22 protein-coding genes are annotated in these 18,110 nt (G+C 40.1%); 15 read left to right on the top strand and 7 right to left on the bottom strand.

Features of this window, described 5'->3' with window-relative positions:
• Positions 1-148: 148 nt before the first annotated feature.
• Complete coding sequence (locus AC0VZ5_RS07005) at positions 149-895, top strand: YciK family oxidoreductase (RefSeq protein WP_138604870.1); 747 nt, start codon at positions 149-151, stop codon at positions 893-895.
• A 65-nt stretch (positions 896-960) separates the two neighbouring features.
• Here the strand turns inward: AC0VZ5_RS07005 and rluB are convergent, their stop codons facing one another.
• From rluB to AC0VZ5_RS06985, 4 genes are all read right to left on the bottom strand, one after another.
• On the bottom strand, positions 961-1,830 hold the full coding sequence (gene rluB, locus AC0VZ5_RS07000) for a 23S rRNA pseudouridine(2605) synthase RluB (RefSeq protein ID WP_008110001.1): 870 nt from the start codon (positions 1,828-1,830) through the stop codon (positions 961-963).
• On the bottom strand, positions 1,827-2,417 hold the full coding sequence (scpB, locus tag AC0VZ5_RS06995) for an SMC-Scp complex subunit ScpB (RefSeq protein WP_464708827.1): 591 nt from the start codon (positions 2,415-2,417) through the stop codon (positions 1,827-1,829). Before scpB ends, rluB begins: the two co-directional genes overlap by 4 nt.
• A 151-nt stretch (positions 2,418-2,568) precedes the next feature.
• Complete coding sequence (locus AC0VZ5_RS06990; RefSeq protein ID WP_475474672.1) at positions 2,569-3,090, bottom strand: EF-hand domain-containing protein; 522 nt, start codon at positions 3,088-3,090, stop codon at positions 2,569-2,571.
• Between the two features lie 202 nt (positions 3,091-3,292).
• Entirely contained in the window at positions 3,293-3,724 is a 432-nt protein-coding gene (locus AC0VZ5_RS06985) for an exonuclease III (protein WP_138604873.1), read from the bottom strand.
• A gap of 242 nt (positions 3,725-3,966) precedes the next feature.
• On the opposite strand from AC0VZ5_RS06985, the gene xthA reads away from it, so the two are divergent.
• From xthA to rlmA, 3 genes are read left to right on the top strand one after another with little or no spacing between them, the layout of a single operon-like run.
• Positions 3,967-4,773 carry an exodeoxyribonuclease III gene (gene xthA / locus AC0VZ5_RS06980; RefSeq protein WP_178955929.1) on the top strand — a complete coding sequence of 269 codons (807 nt, stop codon included), beginning with the start codon at positions 3,967-3,969 and terminating at the stop codon, positions 4,771-4,773.
• 5 nt (positions 4,774-4,778) lie between these two features.
• On the top strand, positions 4,779-5,426 hold the full coding sequence (locus tag AC0VZ5_RS06975; protein ID WP_475474671.1) for an energy-coupling factor ABC transporter permease: 648 nt from the start codon (positions 4,779-4,781) through the stop codon (positions 5,424-5,426).
• Entirely contained in the window at positions 5,423-6,226 is an 804-nt protein-coding gene (gene rlmA / locus AC0VZ5_RS06970; protein WP_475474670.1) for a 23S rRNA (guanine(745)-N(1))-methyltransferase, read from the top strand. Before AC0VZ5_RS06975 ends, rlmA begins: the two co-directional genes overlap by 4 nt.
• Here rlmA and yfbV read toward each other — a convergent pair.
• The gene (yfbV, locus tag AC0VZ5_RS06965; RefSeq protein WP_138604877.1) at positions 6,210-6,656 is read right to left on the bottom strand and encodes a terminus macrodomain insulation protein YfbV; all 447 of its coding nucleotides are present in this window, start codon (positions 6,654-6,656) and stop codon (positions 6,210-6,212) included. The two genes, rlmA and yfbV, sit on opposite strands and share 17 nt — an antisense overlap.
• A gap of 263 nt (positions 6,657-6,919) precedes the next feature.
• On the opposite strand from yfbV, the gene AC0VZ5_RS06960 reads away from it, so the two are divergent.
• From AC0VZ5_RS06960 to AC0VZ5_RS06930, 7 genes are all read left to right on the top strand, one after another.
• Positions 6,920-8,134 carry an acetate kinase gene (locus AC0VZ5_RS06960; RefSeq protein ID WP_475474669.1) on the top strand — a complete coding sequence of 405 codons (1,215 nt, stop codon included), beginning with the start codon at positions 6,920-6,922 and terminating at the stop codon, positions 8,132-8,134.
• Between the two features lies 1 nt (position 8,135).
• Positions 8,136-10,289: a phosphate acetyltransferase gene (pta, locus tag AC0VZ5_RS06955; RefSeq protein ID WP_475474668.1), complete on the top strand. Its 2,154-nt coding sequence runs from the start codon at positions 8,136-8,138 to the stop codon at positions 10,287-10,289.
• A gap of 222 nt (positions 10,290-10,511) precedes the next feature.
• On the top strand, positions 10,512-10,895 hold the full coding sequence (locus AC0VZ5_RS06950) for an ACT domain-containing protein (RefSeq protein ID WP_171039579.1): 384 nt from the start codon (positions 10,512-10,514) through the stop codon (positions 10,893-10,895).
• Between the two features lie 6 nt (positions 10,896-10,901).
• Positions 10,902-11,399 carry a PTS glucose transporter subunit IIA gene (locus AC0VZ5_RS06945; RefSeq protein ID WP_290171057.1) on the top strand — a complete coding sequence of 166 codons (498 nt, stop codon included), beginning with the start codon at positions 10,902-10,904 and terminating at the stop codon, positions 11,397-11,399.
• 4 nt (positions 11,400-11,403) lie between these two features.
• Entirely contained in the window at positions 11,404-11,748 is a 345-nt protein-coding gene (locus AC0VZ5_RS06940) for an ArsC family reductase (protein ID WP_290171045.1), read from the top strand.
• The gene (gene dapE, locus AC0VZ5_RS06935; protein ID WP_054200794.1) at positions 11,748-12,878 is read left to right on the top strand and encodes a succinyl-diaminopimelate desuccinylase; all 1,131 of its coding nucleotides are present in this window, start codon (positions 11,748-11,750) and stop codon (positions 12,876-12,878) included. Before AC0VZ5_RS06940 ends, dapE begins: the two co-directional genes overlap by 1 nt.
• Positions 12,878-13,573 (top strand): M15 family metallopeptidase, encoded by a 696-nt coding sequence (locus AC0VZ5_RS06930; RefSeq protein ID WP_475474667.1) that lies wholly within the window; start codon positions 12,878-12,880, stop codon positions 13,571-13,573. The genes dapE and AC0VZ5_RS06930 overlap by 1 nt, the downstream gene beginning before the upstream one ends.
• Here the strand turns inward: AC0VZ5_RS06930 and AC0VZ5_RS06925 are convergent.
• On the bottom strand, positions 13,570-14,439 hold the full coding sequence (locus AC0VZ5_RS06925) for a DMT family transporter (RefSeq protein ID WP_475474666.1): 870 nt from the start codon (positions 14,437-14,439) through the stop codon (positions 13,570-13,572). The genes AC0VZ5_RS06930 and AC0VZ5_RS06925 overlap by 4 nt on opposite strands.
• A gap of 196 nt (positions 14,440-14,635) precedes the next feature.
• Between AC0VZ5_RS06925 and AC0VZ5_RS06920 the strand changes: the two genes are divergently transcribed.
• The 4 genes from AC0VZ5_RS06920 to AC0VZ5_RS06905 are packed head-to-tail and all read left to right on the top strand — an operon-like array spanning position 14,636 to position 17,546.
• Positions 14,636-16,000, top strand: a complete 1,365-nt coding sequence (locus tag AC0VZ5_RS06920) for a COG3014 family protein (RefSeq protein WP_475474665.1) — start codon at positions 14,636-14,638, stop codon at positions 15,998-16,000.
• A gap of 8 nt (positions 16,001-16,008) precedes the next feature.
• A complete protein-coding gene (locus AC0VZ5_RS06915) occupies positions 16,009-16,434 on the top strand; it encodes a YcfL family putative periplasmic lipoprotein (protein ID WP_010389749.1) in 426 nt (141 codons plus the stop codon).
• An 11-nt stretch (positions 16,435-16,445) separates the two neighbouring features.
• Positions 16,446-17,063, top strand: a complete 618-nt coding sequence (gene lpoB / locus AC0VZ5_RS06910) for a penicillin-binding protein activator LpoB (RefSeq protein WP_008110027.1) — start codon at positions 16,446-16,448, stop codon at positions 17,061-17,063.
• 15 nt (positions 17,064-17,078) lie between these two features.
• Complete coding sequence (locus tag AC0VZ5_RS06905) at positions 17,079-17,546, top strand: outer membrane lipoprotein (protein WP_475474664.1); 468 nt, start codon at positions 17,079-17,081, stop codon at positions 17,544-17,546.
• A gap of 85 nt (positions 17,547-17,631) precedes the next feature.
• Here AC0VZ5_RS06905 and AC0VZ5_RS06900 read toward each other — a convergent pair whose 3' ends face one another.
• Positions 17,632-18,078, bottom strand: coding sequence for a DUF4826 family protein (locus AC0VZ5_RS06900; RefSeq protein WP_475474663.1), 447 nt, complete (start codon positions 18,076-18,078; stop codon positions 17,632-17,634).
• Between the last annotated feature and the right edge of the window lie 32 nt (positions 18,079-18,110).

Raw genomic sequence — 18,110 nt, 5'->3', positions numbered from 1 at the left:
ATTTAATGTAGCTAGTATATTAATGAGACATTAGACCAGTTAAATCTAACTTAAAGTTTCTGGTTTCGCCACCTAAATTTGCAATAAATTCGATTACTTGTCGATTTGCTATGTTAAAATCAATAAAAATTTAAACATTGGTACTTTTATGCATACCTATCAAGCAACTGAAAACGCACTTAAAGACAAAATAATTTTGATCACAGGCGCAGGTGATGGGATTGGCCGTGTCGCAGCTATTACCTATGCAAAACATGGTGCAACCGTTATTTTATTAGGAAAAACAACTAATAAATTAGAATGTGTGTATGACGAAATCATTAATGCTGGCTACCCGCAGCCCGCTATTGTGCCTATGGACATAAAAGGTGCAACTAAACAAAACTATCGTGATTTAGCTGCAACTATCGAGAGCCAATTTGGCCGCTTAGATGGACTATTAAATAACGCAGGTATTTTAGGTACTTTAGGGCCGTTAGAACATTTTTGTTCATCAACATTTGAAAATGTGATGAAAGTAAACGTCACCGCACAAGCGATGATCACTAAAGCACTATTCCCTGTAATGCGAAAGTCAAAGAATGCCTCTGTAGTATTTACTTCTTCGGGTGTGGGTCGCAAAGGAAGAGAGTTTTGGGGACCTTATGCAATTTCTAAATTTGCAGTAGAAGGTATGATGCAAACATGGGCGTGTGAAGTTGAAAAAACGCCAATCCGTGTTAACTGTATTAACCCAGGCGCAACCCGTACATCAATGCGTGCAAGCGCATTCCCGGGCGAAGATCGAGATTTACTCGCGACACCTGAAGATCTAATGCCAACTTATCTGTACTTAATGAGCGATGACTCAAAAGATATCAATGGCCAATCGTTAGACGCACAAGTTAAAAAATAATATTTAGTTTTAAACGTAAAAAAGCCGCTATAAAAAGCGGCTTTATTGTTTTTTTAGTAGCGTAATTACTTACGTTTAGTCGGTTTTACACGTTGATTGTGCTTTTTAACCGCCTTACGAATTTGATTTATTTTAGCGCGCTTATCTTTACGTTTTTCAGGGATAACCGACAGCTTAGTTTGCGTTTCTTTACCAAGTTTAACTGTTTTACGTAAGTAGTTAACTGTGTCTAAATCGTACTCAATCCAACCACCTTGTGGTACACGCTTATCAAGCTCTAATTTACCGTAGCGTATACGAATTAGGCGTGATACTTCCACATCTTGTGATTGCCATAGACGACGAACTTCGCGATTACGACCTTCATTAAGTGTTACGTTGTACCAGCGGTTAATTCCTTCACCGCCCATAGGCTTTATGCCGGTAAATTTAGCCGGACCATCTTCAAGCTCTACACCGCGAAGTAAGTTTTTCATCGTTTCGTCAGTCACTTCACCAAATACACGAGCGGAATATTCGCGCTCAACTTCGTAACTCGGGTGCATTAAGCGATTCGCTAATTCACCGTCATTGGTAAAAAGCATTAGCCCTGACGTATTCACATCTAATCGCCCTACCGCTATCCAGCGGTCACCATCAATACGGGGTAAACGATCAAATACAGTTCTACGCCCTTCAGGATCTTTACGGGTGCTTAGTTCACCTTCAGGCTTGTTATACATAATCACACGACAAATTCTGTCAGCTTTTTCTTCAATTTTAACAGTGTGACCGTCCACACGAATTAAATCGGTTTCTTCAACCCTGTCACCTAATTTCGCCACTTTACCATTTACACTCACGCGGTTAGCGTCGATGTATTTTTCCATTTCACGGCGTGAACCTACCCCTGCACGGGCTAGGACTTTTTGTAACTTTTCACCTTGTATACTCATTTGGATTGTTCTCTCACAGAAGGATCACTTAATAACTGGGTAATTTTACTTTGCTGTTGCTCTGGCAATGCGGGTAAATCATGAAGTCCCGTTATCGAAAAATAATCTAAAAATTGTTTAGTCGTTGCATAAAGTGCCGGTTTACCGGGTACTTCTTTATGCCCAACTACTTTAACCCACTCTCTTTCAAGCAGAGTTTTAATAATATTTGAGCCAGTTGCTACACCCCGTACTTGCTCAATTTCACCACGAGTAATGGGTTGCTTATAGGCAATTAGCGACAGGGTTTCGAGTAAAGCTCTCGAGTACTTAGGCGCACGTTCTTGCCATAAATTACTCAACCATGGGCTTAAACTACTGCACGCTTGAAAACGATAGCCACTTCCTACCTCAACTAAACGTATTCCACGTGTCTGATAGTGAATTTGAATGGCCTCTACAGCATCATTAATGCGCGCCATAGAAATTGCTAAGTCGTTTAAAACCGTGTCCTTAAGATGACGTTTTGATACGGGCTTGTCTGCCACGAAAATCGCCGCTTCAATGATTTCAATTAATTGTTCATCACTAATTCGCCGACCAACCATAATCACTCTAAAGTTAATAAAAACACACAGCCACCTATTATGACAGAACAACGGCAAACTAGGAAAACATATTAATAAAATAACATTTTTAGGTATAAAAAAAGCCAGTGAAAAACACTGGCTTGGTATCAAGTGTATTTAATAATATGATTTAGCTATTTTTAAATTGCTCAAGTGCATCGTCTTCTGCAACAGAATCACCATGCTTTTGGATATAGCTATTAAACTCTTTTATACTTACTCGTTTATCTTTATTGCTGTCCATGTAGCCAAAGTGATTTGAAATATCATCATCGTCAGCTTCAGTAACTGAAATAAAGCCGTTGCTGTCATTATCTAAGCTTTTGAAGTCATTTTCTATTTTATCAAACTTCGCAATATCAGCCTTAAATGCAGACTCACTTACTTCACTATCAGTTGCAACTTTACCAGCATTTAGCTGCATATAAGCGTCATATTCAGTACGACTTATTTGATTATCTATATTTGTATCTATATTTGAAAAGTGTTGCCAAATACTATCATCGTCAGCTTCAGTTTTTGAGATAAAACCATCGCTATCGTTATCTAAGCTTGCAAAATCACTGTCGATTTTTTCTAGACCCTGATTTGAAGAACATGCAGCTAAGCTCAATGCGGCTAAAATAGTAGAAGCTATCGTTAATTTTTTCATAAGACGTATCCTTGTAAATTAATAAATTTCAATTTAAATAATACAAATACGATGCCAGAATTATAATTCAATAAAAACAACAACTTAAAAACAACACTCTTGTGCAGCGATATTCGACAATGCAATTTTTGCAAACTACTGTGGTAATTTTTGCAAAAAAAAGCTCGGTAAGAACCGAGCTGTTTATATCAAATACGGCAATTTAGATTGCAGCGTCTTGGTAACGCTTTACAAAATCAGTTACGTTTTGGCCATTACACTTTAATGTGTTTAAGTTACCAATTTGCTTACGTACTGGTTGTAAGCCTTGCTTTAATGCAGTCATACATAACTGTGTTTCTTGATGTGAATCTTTTGCAAATACTTCAACTTTAGATGAAGCAACTTGAACCGCTGATTCTTTTTTAGCTATATCTCGGATATCTTGACCATTACATAGGATACTTTTTGAATAACGCGATAAGTACATACCATGCTTTGCAGCCATTTTACGTGCAGCTGAAAAACCTTCATTGGCGCTTACTACACACAAGTTAGACTCTAATTTGTTGTCTTTGCTAAAGTATGTATTGCTTTGTGCAGAAGCAGTAACAGAAACAAAAAGAGAGGCAGCTAAAAGTAATTGAGTTTTCATCAGGGGTAGTCCTATTTGAACGAGTTAAACAAACGATTTCTGCGCATTATATAGACAACTTTTAACATATCAATTGAATATTTTATTTATTTTGTTATTTAATAATGCATTTACAATGTTTAAACATTAAGCAGTAATTGAGCAACAATTGTGCAGTTATTTTCTCATTTCAGTCATGTTATGTCGCTCTAAATGCTGATACAATTTAGCTAACAATGAAAATAAGTTTGAAGGTTAACTTTATGAAAGTGATTTCTTTTAATATCAATGGCCTGCGCGCTCGTCTACACCAGTTACAAGCTATTATTGATAAACATCAACCAGATATTATCGGTCTTCAAGAGATCAAGGTACACGATGAAGCGTTTCCGCTAGATGATGTACAAAAGATGGGTTACCACGTTTATTTTCATGGGCAAAAAGCCCATTACGGTGTGGCAATGTTATGCAAAAAAGAGCCTAAATCGGTATTAAAAGGCTTCTCTACTGACACCGATGAGTCGCAAAAGCGGATGATTAGCGTCACTGTAGAACAAGAAAATGGCCGTGACTTACATGTAATGAATGGCTATTTCCCACAAGGCGATAACATTAATCACGAAACTAAGTTCCCCTACAAACGTCAATTTTATCAAGATTTAATGACCCATCTAAATAGCCATTTCACTCCTGACCAAGATGTAATTGTTATGGGTGACATTAATATCTCCCCTACCGATTTAGATATTGGTATTGGTGAAGTAAACGCAAAACGGTGGTTAAAAACGGGTAAATGTTCATTTCAACCCGTTGAACGTGAGTGGCTTGCTACCTTATTAAATTGGGGCTTTAAAGACACCTTTAGAGAACAAAACCCAGAAATTAACGACCAATACTCCTGGTTTGACTATCGTTCAAAAGGGTTTGTTGATAATCGCGGTCTACGAATTGATGTGGTACTGGCAACGCATGACTTAGCGGCTCGTTGTATCGACACAGGCATAGATTATGAACTGCGTGCTATCGATAAACCGTCAGATCATGCGCCTATTTGGTCAGAGTTTAATTAACGATTATGTTGAGCGCGCAATTACAAGGGTTACTATGGATTGTTGTCATCGTTATTGGCTTTTTAAGCATTAACAAATCAACATACAGTCACTTATTTAATACCCCAGCAAGACAAACAGGTGTATTTGCTTGTGCGCTGGTGCTCGCTTTATTATGGCGTATCAAGGCCGGTATTTTGCCCGGTCTCGATCTGCATATATTAGGTATAACCGCTGTAACCCTAACACTAGGGTGGCGCCTTGCTATTTTAAGTTGTGTACTCGCAACAGCGCTTTTAACTACTTTTGGACAAATAACACCTGAATTAGTCGCGTTAAAACTCATTATTAGTGCCTTTATACCGGTGTTATTAAGCTATTTAGTTTTTATTGTCTGTTATCACTATTTAGCACGGCACTTTTTTATCTATATATTTGTTTGTAGCTTTTTAACAGCAGGTGTTGTTGCCTGTATTAACATTATACTCGGTGGTGCTTTTTATTACGCAATAGGTGAATATAGTTGGCATCAGCTGAGCGAGAATTATATTTATCTAAGTCCTATTTTGGCCTTTCCTGAAGCTATGCTAAACGGTATGGCAATCACTATACTGATCACCTATCGCCCACATTGGGTAAAAACTTTTTTTGATAAGGACTATTTAGGCTCATGAGTCTTCATTACCATTGCCCTATTTGTAAACAGCCACTAGCACTCAATGATAAAACGTTACGATGCGATAATAATCACAGCTTCGATTTTGCCAAAGAAGGCTATGTAAACTTACTCCCTGTACAAAACAAAAATTCTAAACAGCCTGGCGACTCGTTGGAAATGGTACAAGCTAGGCGTTCATTTTTAGAACAAGGTTATTATGGCTTTTTACAAACGGCTTTAGCCAATATTGTTAAGCCACTTAATGCCGACATAGTGATTGATTTGGGGTGTGGTGAAGGATTTTATACTCACGCTATTGCTAACAACAGCCAGGCTAGCATATACGGTGTTGATATATCAAAGTCGGCAGTAAAGTATGCGGCAAAACGTTACAAACAATGCCACTTTAGCGTTGCTTCAATTAGCCAAGCGCCTTTTGATGATCACCTTGCTGACGTTTTGGTTAGTGTATTTGCGCCTTTATTTGACAGTGAACTTGCACGTCTGGTCAAAGATAATGGTTGCTTAATTGTGGCAAGCCCAGGCCCAACTCATTTGAAAGAACTGAAAGATTATATTTATAGCAACGTAAACGAACATACCGAAATAGCAGCACCTGCGGGCTTTGAAAATACATCGCAACAATTAATCACAGAGCAGGTATCGCTTACATTTAACGATGTTAAGAACTTAATTATGATGACGCCATTTGCGTGGAAGTTTAGACCAGAACATTGGCAAGCTCTTGAGCAAAAACAAAATCATAGCGTCACCTTGTCATTTTATATTACGCAATTTACTAAAATTGCTCTTTAGTAAACGTTTTATCCATTTTATCGAACATATCTTTTAGTAATTCGGCAAGCTCCAAATAGCGGGGCTTGTTTTTTCCCATTTGCGCGTCGTAACCGTTAGCAACCATTTTTGCAAATAACTCGTTATACCATTGCTGCATAGCAGGCTCTAATTCAGTTTGCGCACGTTTACCCAACCATAAAAGCCCTTGTAATGGCAACGAGATAAAAAACAGACTACTGGCAATCGCTTGGGGCAGAAAATCTGAGCCTAAATAATTAATCTGAAAAAACAGGGTCAGCATGGCTAATATTGGCATTACTGTGATTGCAAGCTCAGTGGCTCTGATCACTTTAAATTCTGCAAATAATGGCGCGACCTCTTTACGCATTGGCCATGTTTTAGCATAAGAACGCCCTAATTGAACTTGCGATATCACACTTTTTTGCATTAATAAATCCTCATAGTCTCGGTTTGTAACATTTCAACAAACGTAATACTTATAAAAGTGTAACACAATTATAGCTGCTTTCACTTTATCGGTAAAAATGCTTAATTTCATTAGTAAAACTCACAAAAAGCATAAATTATCGAAAGAATCTCACAAAGCTCTTTTAATAAAGTCTACTACACTTTAGTCTAGGCTTATCTAAGCCACAAAGGCTTATACATCAACCAAGTGTACTGATTAATACTTAAATGGAAAATGAATCTATGCCAACACTCCCAAATAATCCGAACCATGTTTTGGTACTCAATTGTGGAAGCTCAAGTCTAAAGTTTGCAATTATTGATGCAAACACAGGAAACGACATTATATCAGGTTTAGCTGAGCGCCTAGGTGATAATGCTCCCTCAATTAAATATAAGTTTCAGGGAGAAAAAACCACTATTAAGCTCGCTGCTAACCAAGCACATGCCCAAGCAATTGATACGCTGGTTGATTTAATAAAAGATCACAATTTAGACGATCAATTAGTAGCTGTGGGCCATCGCGTAGTACATGGTGGCGAGCACTTTACTCAATCAGTTTTAATTGACGATAACGTCATTGCAGGTATTACCCAAGCAGCCACACTAGCCCCTTTACATGGTCACGCTAATTTACTGGGCATCTCATCAGCACAAGCATCATTTAAAGATTTACCACAAATAGCCGTGTTTGATACCGCATTTCATCAAACTATGGATGAGGTTGCTTATCTATATGCCCTTCCTTATCAACTTTATAAGGACTTTGGGGTTAGACGCTATGGATTTCATGGCACTAGCCATTTTTATGTAGCAGGTCAAACCGCTAAAATGTTGTCTTTACCTGTTGAAGAAAGTAACTTTATTAGCGCCCACTTAGGCAATGGCTGCTCTGTGTGTGCGATCAAAAATGGTAAAAGTGTCGATACCAGCATGGGCTTAACCCCGCTTGAAGGACTTGTTATGGGTACCCGTTGTGGTGACATTGACCCAGGGCTATTTAACTTTTTAACGACCCAACTTGATTACACCGCACAGCAAATTGATGACCTGCTAAATCAAAAAAGTGGCTTATTAGGAATAAGCGAGCTATCAAACGATTGCCGTACTATTGAAGAGGCTGCCATTGCTGGCAACTCGCAAGCCATGCTGGCACTTAATATGTTTTGCTACCGCTTAGCAAAACAAATAGCCGCCTACATGGTACCGCTGCAAAAATTAGATGCGCTTATTTTTACCGGTGGGATTGGCGAGAATTCCGATATTATTCGCGAAAAAGTACTTACACAGTTAGCATTTTTGGGTATCAATTTAGACCCTCAAGCAAACCTTGATGCACGGTTTGGCCAAGCTGGATTAATTAGCGCTGCTAATTCAACAAGCAAAGCGGTGGTTATGCCTACCAACGAAGAATGGGTTATTGCACTCGACGCCGCAAACATCACCAAGGAGTTATAATATGGCTCGTCGTATTATGTTGGTTCCTATCTCTACAGGGGTAGGTTTAACCTCAGTATCAGTTGGTTTAGTAAGAGCGCTTGAACAAAAGACGGTTAAGGTTAATTTTTTCAAACCTATCGCCCAGCCACGCGCAGGTGAAACTGGCCCTGAAAAATCTACCCAAATTGTCACTCAAGGCTCACCAATTAAGCCGCCAACACCGTTTGCGCTCGATTACGCAGAGCAAATGATTGGTGATGGTAAAGGTGATGATTTATTAGAAGAAATTGTTGAGCGTTTTCAAAGTAAAATAAATGATGACGAAGTGGCTATAATCGAAGGAATGGTGCCAACTCGTCGCCAACCTTATGCAGGACGCATAAACCGTGAAATTGCACAAACCTTAGGGGCCGATATCGTATTTGTGCTTACCCCTGGGAATTACAGTATTACCCAAATTGAAGATCGCCTTGAAATTGCTGCTGGAAATTACGGTGGCATAGATCACCCTCGTGTGCTGGGTTGTATTTTCAATAAAGTAAATGCCCCTCTAGATGAAGAAGGTCGCGCTCGCGCTGATTTAGTCGATACTTACAAGCCAGAAGCACTGGATAACGAGCTTAACCGCCTGGCCTCTTTACCTATTTTTAGAAAAAATCCTTTTATGTTACTTGGTGCCATTCCGTGGGATTTTGAGCTGGTAGCGCCGCGCGTTAAAGATTTAAGTGCCTATTTAAAAGCCACTATTATTAACGAAGGTGACATGGTGCATCGTCGACTAAGACGCATTACTTTTTGCGCCCGTACGGTATCAAATATTCTAAATTATTTTACCCCAGGTGCGTTATTGGTCACCCCAGGCGATCGTTCAGATATATTGGTTGCAGCCTGCTTGTCTGCCATGAATGGTACTAAACTAGGCGCTATTTTGCTCACCGGTGGCTTTGAGCCTGAGCCGCGCATCATGGCGCTGTGCGAACAAGCCATGCAAACAGGGCTGCCTATTTTAGCAACCGAAGGCGACACTTGGCGCACCTCGTTATTACTGCATAACTTTAACCTAGAAGTGCCAAGCGATGATGAACAGCGCATTGAAAAGGTAAAAGATCATAACGCAGAGTATATAGATTCTGATTGGTTAGATACCTTAGCTAAAAGTGTGGGGAAAACCCGAAAACTATCCCCTCCTGCCTTTAGGTATTTATTGACTGAAAAAGCTCGTAAAGCCGAAAAAACAATTGTATTGCCTGAAGGTAACGAACCTAGAACCATTAAAGCAGCCGCTATTTGTGGCCAGCGTGGCATTGCTAAAACAATTTTATTAGGTGATCGTGATGAAATATTGCGTATAGCCGAGCAGCAAGGCATTGAGCTTAACGAGCATGTAACTGTAATTGAGCCAAGCAGTATCATAAATGACTACGTAGCACCTATGGTGGAAATCCGTAAGAATAAAGGTCTTACCGAGGTAGTCGCCCAAGAGCAACTACAAGATCACGTCGTACTTGGCACCATGATGCTAGAGCAAGGCAAAGTCGATGGTCTGGTATCGGGTGCGGTAAACACCACTGCCAATACCATTCGCCCACCGTTACAATTAATTAAAACTGCGCCAGGTTCATCATTAGTGTCATCTGTGTTCTTTATGCTATTACCGGATCAGGTTCTAGTTTATGGTGATTGCGCTATTAATCCCGATCCTAATGCCGAGCAACTAGCTGATATTGCAATTCAATCTGCCGACTCAGCAGCAGCATTTGGTATTGAACCTCGCGTAGCCATGATAAGTTACAGTACGGGTGATTCAGGCAGTGGTGCTGATGTAGAAAAAGTGCGAGCGGCAACTAAACTTGCCCAGAAAAAGCGCCCTGATCTAATTATAGATGGACCACTACAGTACGATGCGGCAATTATGGAAAGTGTAGCGATTAAAAAAGCACCTAACAGCCCTGTTGCAGGTAAAGCAACGGTGTTTATATTCCCTGATTTAAATACTGGCAACACCACCTATAAAGCAGTACAGCGAAGCGCTGATTTGATCAGTATCGGCCCGATGTTGCAAGGGATGCGTAAACCAGTTAACGACTTAAGCCGTGGCGCATTAGTTGACGACATAGTGTATACCATTGCTTTAACTGCCATTCAAGCAGCGCAAGCTGAGGCACTTAATTAACTCATTTGACTAACATGCCCCTTTTATAGCCTAGCCAATTTTTAATTAATTATTAATAGGTTAGGCTATTTATACCTTACAACCCCCAAGCTTATCCACAGAAATTGTGGACAATTATTTTTTAATTAATAAAAACTTTAACAACGGCTCAGTTTGGGCCTTTAACTTAGATTCAATACTCTATACTATAAAGCTATTATCTTGCTGCTAGGGATGGGTTTTATGTCAAAACAAACACTACAATTACACAGCACTGTTTTATCAATTCATAGTTTAGCGCTTGATGCCGACATCCCTCCTGCCCTGTTAAAGCAACCATTATTTTTTATTTCAAAAACGCACGACGAACTCTCGGTTGTTTGCCCTGATGACTTTATAATTGATAGCCAAGATACAGAATCGAATTGGCAAGCATTAGAAGTAATTGGCCCATTAGGATTTTCGTTAACCGGAATTATGGCAAATATTTCAGGAGTATTAGCAAGAGCTGGCGTGTCAATTTTTTCAATTTCAACCTATGACACCGACTATATCTTAGTAAAAAAGCAAACAGTCAACAAAGCGATGGCTGCTCTCAAAGCCGATGGCTACAACGTGGTAACTTAATTAATAATGAAATCTGAAGACGTTAGCTATTTAACTAAAAATAAAATTGGCCGAAGCGCAATACAAATAACCAGCCCATTCAGTGGTAAAGTTTTGCAAATGGACGCGCATCCTGAAGCTTTTTTTCGCTTTGGAACTTTAGGACCAGGAGTCATGGTCAGCTTAACTAGCCATAAAGTGTTAGCGCCATTTAATGGTACTTTGTTGCAAGTTAAAAGCGGTGGGTGCGAGTTTATTTTAAAAGCTAAAAATGGTTTAAAAGTATTAATAAACTTAGCTGTTCCTGATTCTCAAACTCTCACGCATACTCATATTGCTCAGCTTAATGGCAGTAAAATAATCAAAGGACAGCGCCTCGCTTACTTTGATTTGCGTGAACTCGATGCGCCTATTTTAGCTAGCCTTATCATACTCAATGGCCACGACTTAGGCACCTTTCATTATTCTCACCCGCAGGTCAATGCTGGTGTAGATACCTTATTAACTATTATCAAAAAGAAGTAGGTTTATGATCACTCTCTATGGCATTAGCAACTGCGACACAATCAAAAAAGCAAAAAAATACCTAAGCGATAATGACATCGCATTCACTTTCCATGACTATCGTAAAGATGGCGTTAATCATAATATGGTTAGCGATTTTGCAGAGCATATTGACTGGGAACAACTTGTTAATAAACGTGGCACAACCTACAGAGCACTTTCGGATGAGCAAAAGCAAAGCTTAACTAAGCAAACTGCTATCGATATATTGGTTGAACAACCTGCAATGATCAAACGCCCTGTACTTGTTAATAACGGGCAGTACCACTTAGGCTTTAAAGCAGCCCAATACGATGAGATTTTTAAATAATGACCCATCCAGTAATTACCCTAGCCCAAGCCTTAATTCAGCGAGAGTCGGTTACACCTGAAGATGCTGGGTGCCAACATATGATGAATGAACGTCTAAGCGCTATTGGCTTTGATATTGAATCGCTATTTTTTACCGATACTCTAAACACATGGGCACGTAAAGGGACCCAATCGCCCCATTTTTGTTTTGCCGGTCATACTGATGTAGTGCCCACTGGGCCTGAAAAAAATTGGCAGCACCCGCCTTTTGCAGGCCTAATTGAAGACGGTTTATTACATGGCCGTGGCGCAGCCGACATGAAAGGCTCACTGGCAGCTATGGTTGTAGCCACAGAGCGCTTTGTATCTAAGCACCCAGATCATAAAGGCTCTATCTCGTTTTTAATTACCTCAGATGAAGAAGGCCCTTTTATCAACGGCACTACCCGCGTAATAGATACTTTAGAAGAGCGCGGTGAAAAAATTGATATGTGTCTTGTTGGTGAGCCTTCATCGCGCGATGTACTCGGTGATGTGGTTAAAAATGGTCGTCGTGGTTCTCTAACTGGTTTTTTAACTATCGCCGGTGTGCAAGGTCATGTAGCTTACCCACACTTAGCGCAAAACCCAATTCATTTAGCCACGCCAGCATTAACTGAATTAAGCCAAACTGTGTGGGATATGGGTAACGACTTCTTTCCTGCCACCAGCTTTCAAATCTCGAACATTAATGGCGGCACAGGTGCCGGTAATGTGATACCCGGTGAGCTTGAAGTACAATTTAACTTTAGGTTTAGCACCGAAGTTACTCATCAGCAGCTGCAACAAAAAGTGAACGCGATTTTACAAAAACACAATTTGAATTACGAACTAAATTGGATTGTAAATGGCCTACCGTTTTTAACCGATCACGGTCCGTTAGTTGATGCTACCGTCGCTGCGATTAAATCAGTAACTGGCTTAACCACTAATTTAGAAACAACAGGTGGGACATCAGATGGCCGCTTTATTGCTCAAACCGGCGCTAAAGTGATCGAGCTGGGGCCACGTAACGCCACAATTCATAAAGTTGATGAGTGTGTTAGCACAGATGACCTGATCGCGCTGGCCGATATTTACGAGCAAATATTAGAACGACTGTTAACTTAATGACTGCAAAGAAAGAACTCATACAATGCATCACCGGACAAAGTGATGCACACCTAGTCGCCATACAAAACCATTATTTGCATGCCAATATTGTCAACGACTTTGTTGCACTGCAATCAGCGGCTGCATCCGCTGGCTTAGATTTATGTATTGCATCAAGCTTTCGGGATTTTAATCGTCAATCGGCTATTTGGAATGCTAAATTTTCAAATAAGCGCGTGGTGTTAAATAAAGCGCAACAAGCCGTTGAACTAAATTCACTGAGTGATATTGAAAAATGTACCGCCATAATGCTGTACTCTGCACTGCCAGGGGCAAGTCGCCATCATTTAGGCACTGACTTAGATATTTTTGATAAAGGCGCAGTGAGTGACGATTATGAGTTGCAACTAACCCCCGATGAATATCAGCATGGCGGACCTTTTGCCGAACTGAGTCAATGGCTAGACACCCACCTGGCAGAATTTGGATTTTATCGGCCTTATCAGCACGATTTAGGCGGTGTTGCCCCAGAACTTTGGCATATTAGCCACATTGCGCAATCAGAGCAGCTTATGAGGCACCTGTCAGTTGAGGTATTACACAATTGTATTAAAGAGAGTAATTTATTAGGTAAAGACGCTATTTTAACCCACTTACCTGCTTTGTATGAACGCTTTGTGCTCAATGTGAGTCCACCAGCTAAGCAGTGTTAGTTAGTTTTTTTATTTAACGTAAAAACCAATACCGCTAGTAAAATAATACTGCTGGAGAGCATAAATTGCACAGTTAAGGTTTCTGATAAAAACACCGCTCCTGCAATAGCTGCCAAAACGGGCACGCATAACTGCACTATAGCTGCATGCGTGCTTTTTAATAATGGCATAGCAACATACCAAATACTGTAACCAACACCAGATGCTATCGCACCTGAGCCAATGGCAAGTAACACCCCTTCCATACGAATATTTTTAAGTTGGCTCATACCCACTACTATTAAAACAGGTAGCACTAATAAGCTGCGAATAAAGTTATAAGTGGTGGCTCTAAGTGGTGATACACACGCTTTGCCTCTAATACTATAAATTCCCCATGCCACGCCGCTTATACTCATTAATATTGCCGCCATTAGCGGTGGCGCTGTTTGCGAAGGTAGCATTAGGTAAACAAAAGCCACAAACGCCACAATAAATGCAAGCCATTGCACAGCAGTTAAGCGCTCTTGTTTATAGATGCCCCAACCGATCATGGTAAATTGCACCGCAGAAAACAAAATAAGCGCACCCATGCCGGTATCTAGCTCTATATAAGCAACAGAAAAACACAGCGCATATATCAGCAAGCTCACACTGCTTCGCCAGCTTCCGATATCGTTAATAACGGAGCTACTTAATTGTGCTTTTTTATTTAATTGCTTTGTATAGAGCAGCATAATAATAGCCAAACACACTGCCCCGCTGAGAAGCCGTATAACAGTGAAATTCCACGCATCAATATAACCTTGAGCTAATGCTAAGCGACACAATAACGAATTGGCAGCAAAGGCAACTAACGCGATAATAGTAAACAGAGTGGCTTTCAAATAAATTCCTAACGTGTTGATAAATATGTACCGTTTTTATGTACAGGTTAAATTAGCGTCCATTGTTGTAAACGTTAATATGGTTATTTTTTAATGATAAAGCTTTAATGTTTATACACTACGCTTTTTTACAATCTTTCACACCTACATTTATAAGCCATGTGTTAACCTTATAAAATAGATAAAAGGAGTGCGTGTGCGTCACATTTTAATTTTCAGTTTTTGCTTTATTGTAAGTGGTTGCAGCACTATTGGCTTTAACGACTTGTTTAATGATTATGCCACAAACACCACCCCTGTTAGACAAGCTATTAGCAATAATAATATTGAAAATGCACGCACCCTTATAAAAACCAACAGTAAAGCCCACAGTAATTATTTACTGAACCAATTAGAGCAAGGGCGTATTGCTGATTTAGCTAATAATCCAGACAGTGCGCAAACATATTTTGAAACTGTCTACCAACAGATGCAAGCTAAGCGCCAAGCAGCCAAAATACAAGTAAGTGCAGGGCTTGAGCAAAGTAATGCGCTGTTAACTAACGACTCAGCGATAGGTTATATCCCCCCTGCTTACGAAATGAGTATGTTGCATAGCTACAAAGCACTTAATTATGTTTATAAGCGCGATATTGAGAGCGCATTAGTTGAAATACGCCGTGCTAATAAAGTACAAGTTGATGCACTACTCGATAATCAAAGCGAGTTTGATAATGCCGTTGCTCAAGCACAGCAACACTACCCAGATATGGATAATTTAACTCGTTCGGTAAAAAATGGCTTCCAAAATGCGTACACGTTCTACTTATCCGGGTTGTTATATGAAAAAGCAAAGCAAGGCGATGATGCCTACATAGACTATAAAAAAGCGCTCGAAATACAACCTAACAATCCGTATTTACAGCAAGATATATTGCGCCTTGCTAAGCAGCAAGGTTTTGCGGATGACTACCAGCAATTTAAGCGACAGTTTGGTGAAGTAAACGCCATAGATAAAAATCAAGGCGAAGTAGTTATATTATTTGAACAAGGCCTTATACCAAAACAGCATGAGTTTAAATTGCGATTGCCTATTTATACTTCGCAGGGGGATGCCCGCTTTTATAGCCTAGCAATGCCTGTTTATATTAATAATGCCTACAGCAGTGCCGTTAATAATTTAAAAGTTGATGACCAAAAATTAGCATTAAGCCCGTTAGTACATTTAGAGGCACTGGCTGCTAAAACGTTAGAGCAGCAAGTCGCTGGGCGTGTTTCAAGGCAAATATTACGCCTTGTCGCTAAAGAAAAAATGCGTGCAGAGCTTGCGCGTAGTGCCGGTGATGTAGGGAACATTTTGGCAAACTTGTATAACCTTGCATCTGAGCAAGCAGATACGCGTAGTTGGCTTACCCTGCCTAATCAGATCAGCCTTGCCCGCAGTGCCGTAAAAGCAGGCGAGCATACTTTAAACGTTGGCTCACAACCGCCAATAAATTTTACCGTTAGTAAGCAAGGGTTAACGTTAATCTACCTAACCTCTGTTAATAACTATTTTAACTCCCATGTAGTGCAACTTTAGGAGCCATCATGAAATACATACTTCCCGTTATTGCGTTAATTATGCTCAGCGCGTGTAGCAGCCGACCTGTAACCTCAGGTATTGGGGTTGAGCAAACTGCCAACGCTTACAAAGAGCAGCTCAATGTTAATAATCCACAATTAGCTAAAAAGCTTTTAATCAGTGATGTAAAAACGCGTCAAACAAATAACCTTACCGATGTGGTAGTTACTTTAGCGAGTACCTATAAAAAGTCGCAATACTTACAGTATCAATTTAACTGGTTTGATAAAGATGGCTTTGTTATTAAAGGCAACCACTCACCGTGGCAAGCCCTAACATTATTTGGCTTTGCTAAAACTCAGCTTGCAGGACTAGCACCTAGCTCTAATGCCGTTACCTTCTCATTAGCGGTAAGAGAAGTATCAACCGACGCACAAGAATTTAAAGATTAAAGGAAATCATGATGATCAATAAACAATTTAAATCACTGTCTAGTTATGCAATTTTAGGCTTAGCGGCACTGACACTTTCAGGCTGTGCCAATAAAGCAGTTGTCAGCTATGGTGATGCTCAAGCCGTAGAAACCACAGATATAAACTTTGGCTCTACCGACTTACAAAAAGTCGCCTCGCAAATGACCGACTCTCTGCTTAGTTCGCCTGTAGTTGGTACTATGACCGCCAACACACGTCCAGTGGTATTTGTAGAGCGTATTAAAAACAAAACCAGTGAACATATAGATACTGAATCAATCACCGACTCAATCTCTACTCAATTACTGCGTAGCGGCAAGTTTCGATTTGTTGATATGACCCGTGTAGAAGCAGTTCGTGAGCAAATTACATTTCAAAACGAAGACGCCCTAGTCAACCCAAGTACTGCGGTGGCTTTTGGTAAGCAAATTGGTGCGCAATATATGCTGTACGGTAACCTATCAAGCATTGTTAAATCTAATGCCGATAAAGCCGATGTGTACTACAAATTTACAATGCGTTTAATGGATATGCAAAGCGGCCTTGTTGAGTGGGCTGACGAAACTGAAATTCGTAAAACGCGCGAAAAATCAACATTTGGTTGGTAATAACAGGAGCGAATTATGAAAACGCTTAGCTTAATTTTATGCGCTTTATTAGTAGTGAGTACCCCAACGTTTGCCAAGTACGAACGCAATAAAGCCGTTCCTGTGCAGCAAGTACTATTTGGGAAAGTAAAGTCGGTGCGCACTATTACTGAGCAACAATTAGTACAAGACAAAAGTAACGGCTGGAAAACCTTTGGCGGTGCCTTATTAGGCGGTGTTATTGGTAACCAGTTTGGCGGCGGCAGTGGTCGTACTGTAGCGACTATTTTAGGATCGGTGATTGGTGGTAACGTTGCCCATAATCAGCAACAAACACAACGCTATGAACACACTCAACTCGTTGAATTATTGATACAAGTAGAAAGTGGTGAGCAATTTATGGTGGTACAAGACAACGATCCCGCTATGCGTTTTCACCAAGGTGATAATGTTCGCCTTATTTACTTAACTAATAACACAGTACGAGTAGATAGCGCGTATTAAGCCTCTTGCAAGGCGATAGCTGAAAAGTAAAAAACCTAACTTAGGTCACTAAGTTAGGTTTTTTTAAAGGGTAATTACCTTTATTTTAAGCTGGTTCTTTTGCCCAAAGCTGCTCATTTTCATGCATTTCATATAAGCCGTGAGCACGATTTATAAGTAAGTTTGCAAAATCGGCTTGGGTTTTATCACGCGCACCCGCGGTAATAATTTGGTCGGCTTTTAACTGCCACTGCAATGAAAAATAACGCATGGCATCACGTGCATCTTTTGCTGCAGACGCTTCAGCATGATCGGTTGGTAAACGACCGGTGATCACCCAGTAGCTTTTACCGTTTTGCGCTTTAAATTTCCAAAGTGCGCATAAAGGTGCTAAAAAACGGCTTTCTTTTTCAAGCAAGGTTTTAGGCATAATGCCTTTTTCAGCTAAATGTTTTTGCGCATTTTGAAAACATTCGCGCTGCCATTTAATTTCTTGTTGCTGAAGTTCAGCTTGCTGCTCTGGTGTTAATGGTTTTTGTTCTTGTTGCTGCATTTTAATAACCTTTTTACTTCTTTGTTTACACT

This window comes from Pseudoalteromonas sp. QJM3NY_12, assembly GCF_056173165.1.
The sequence above is the reverse complement of the archived record's forward strand: the minus strand, read 5'-3'. Positions and strand labels throughout refer to the sequence as shown.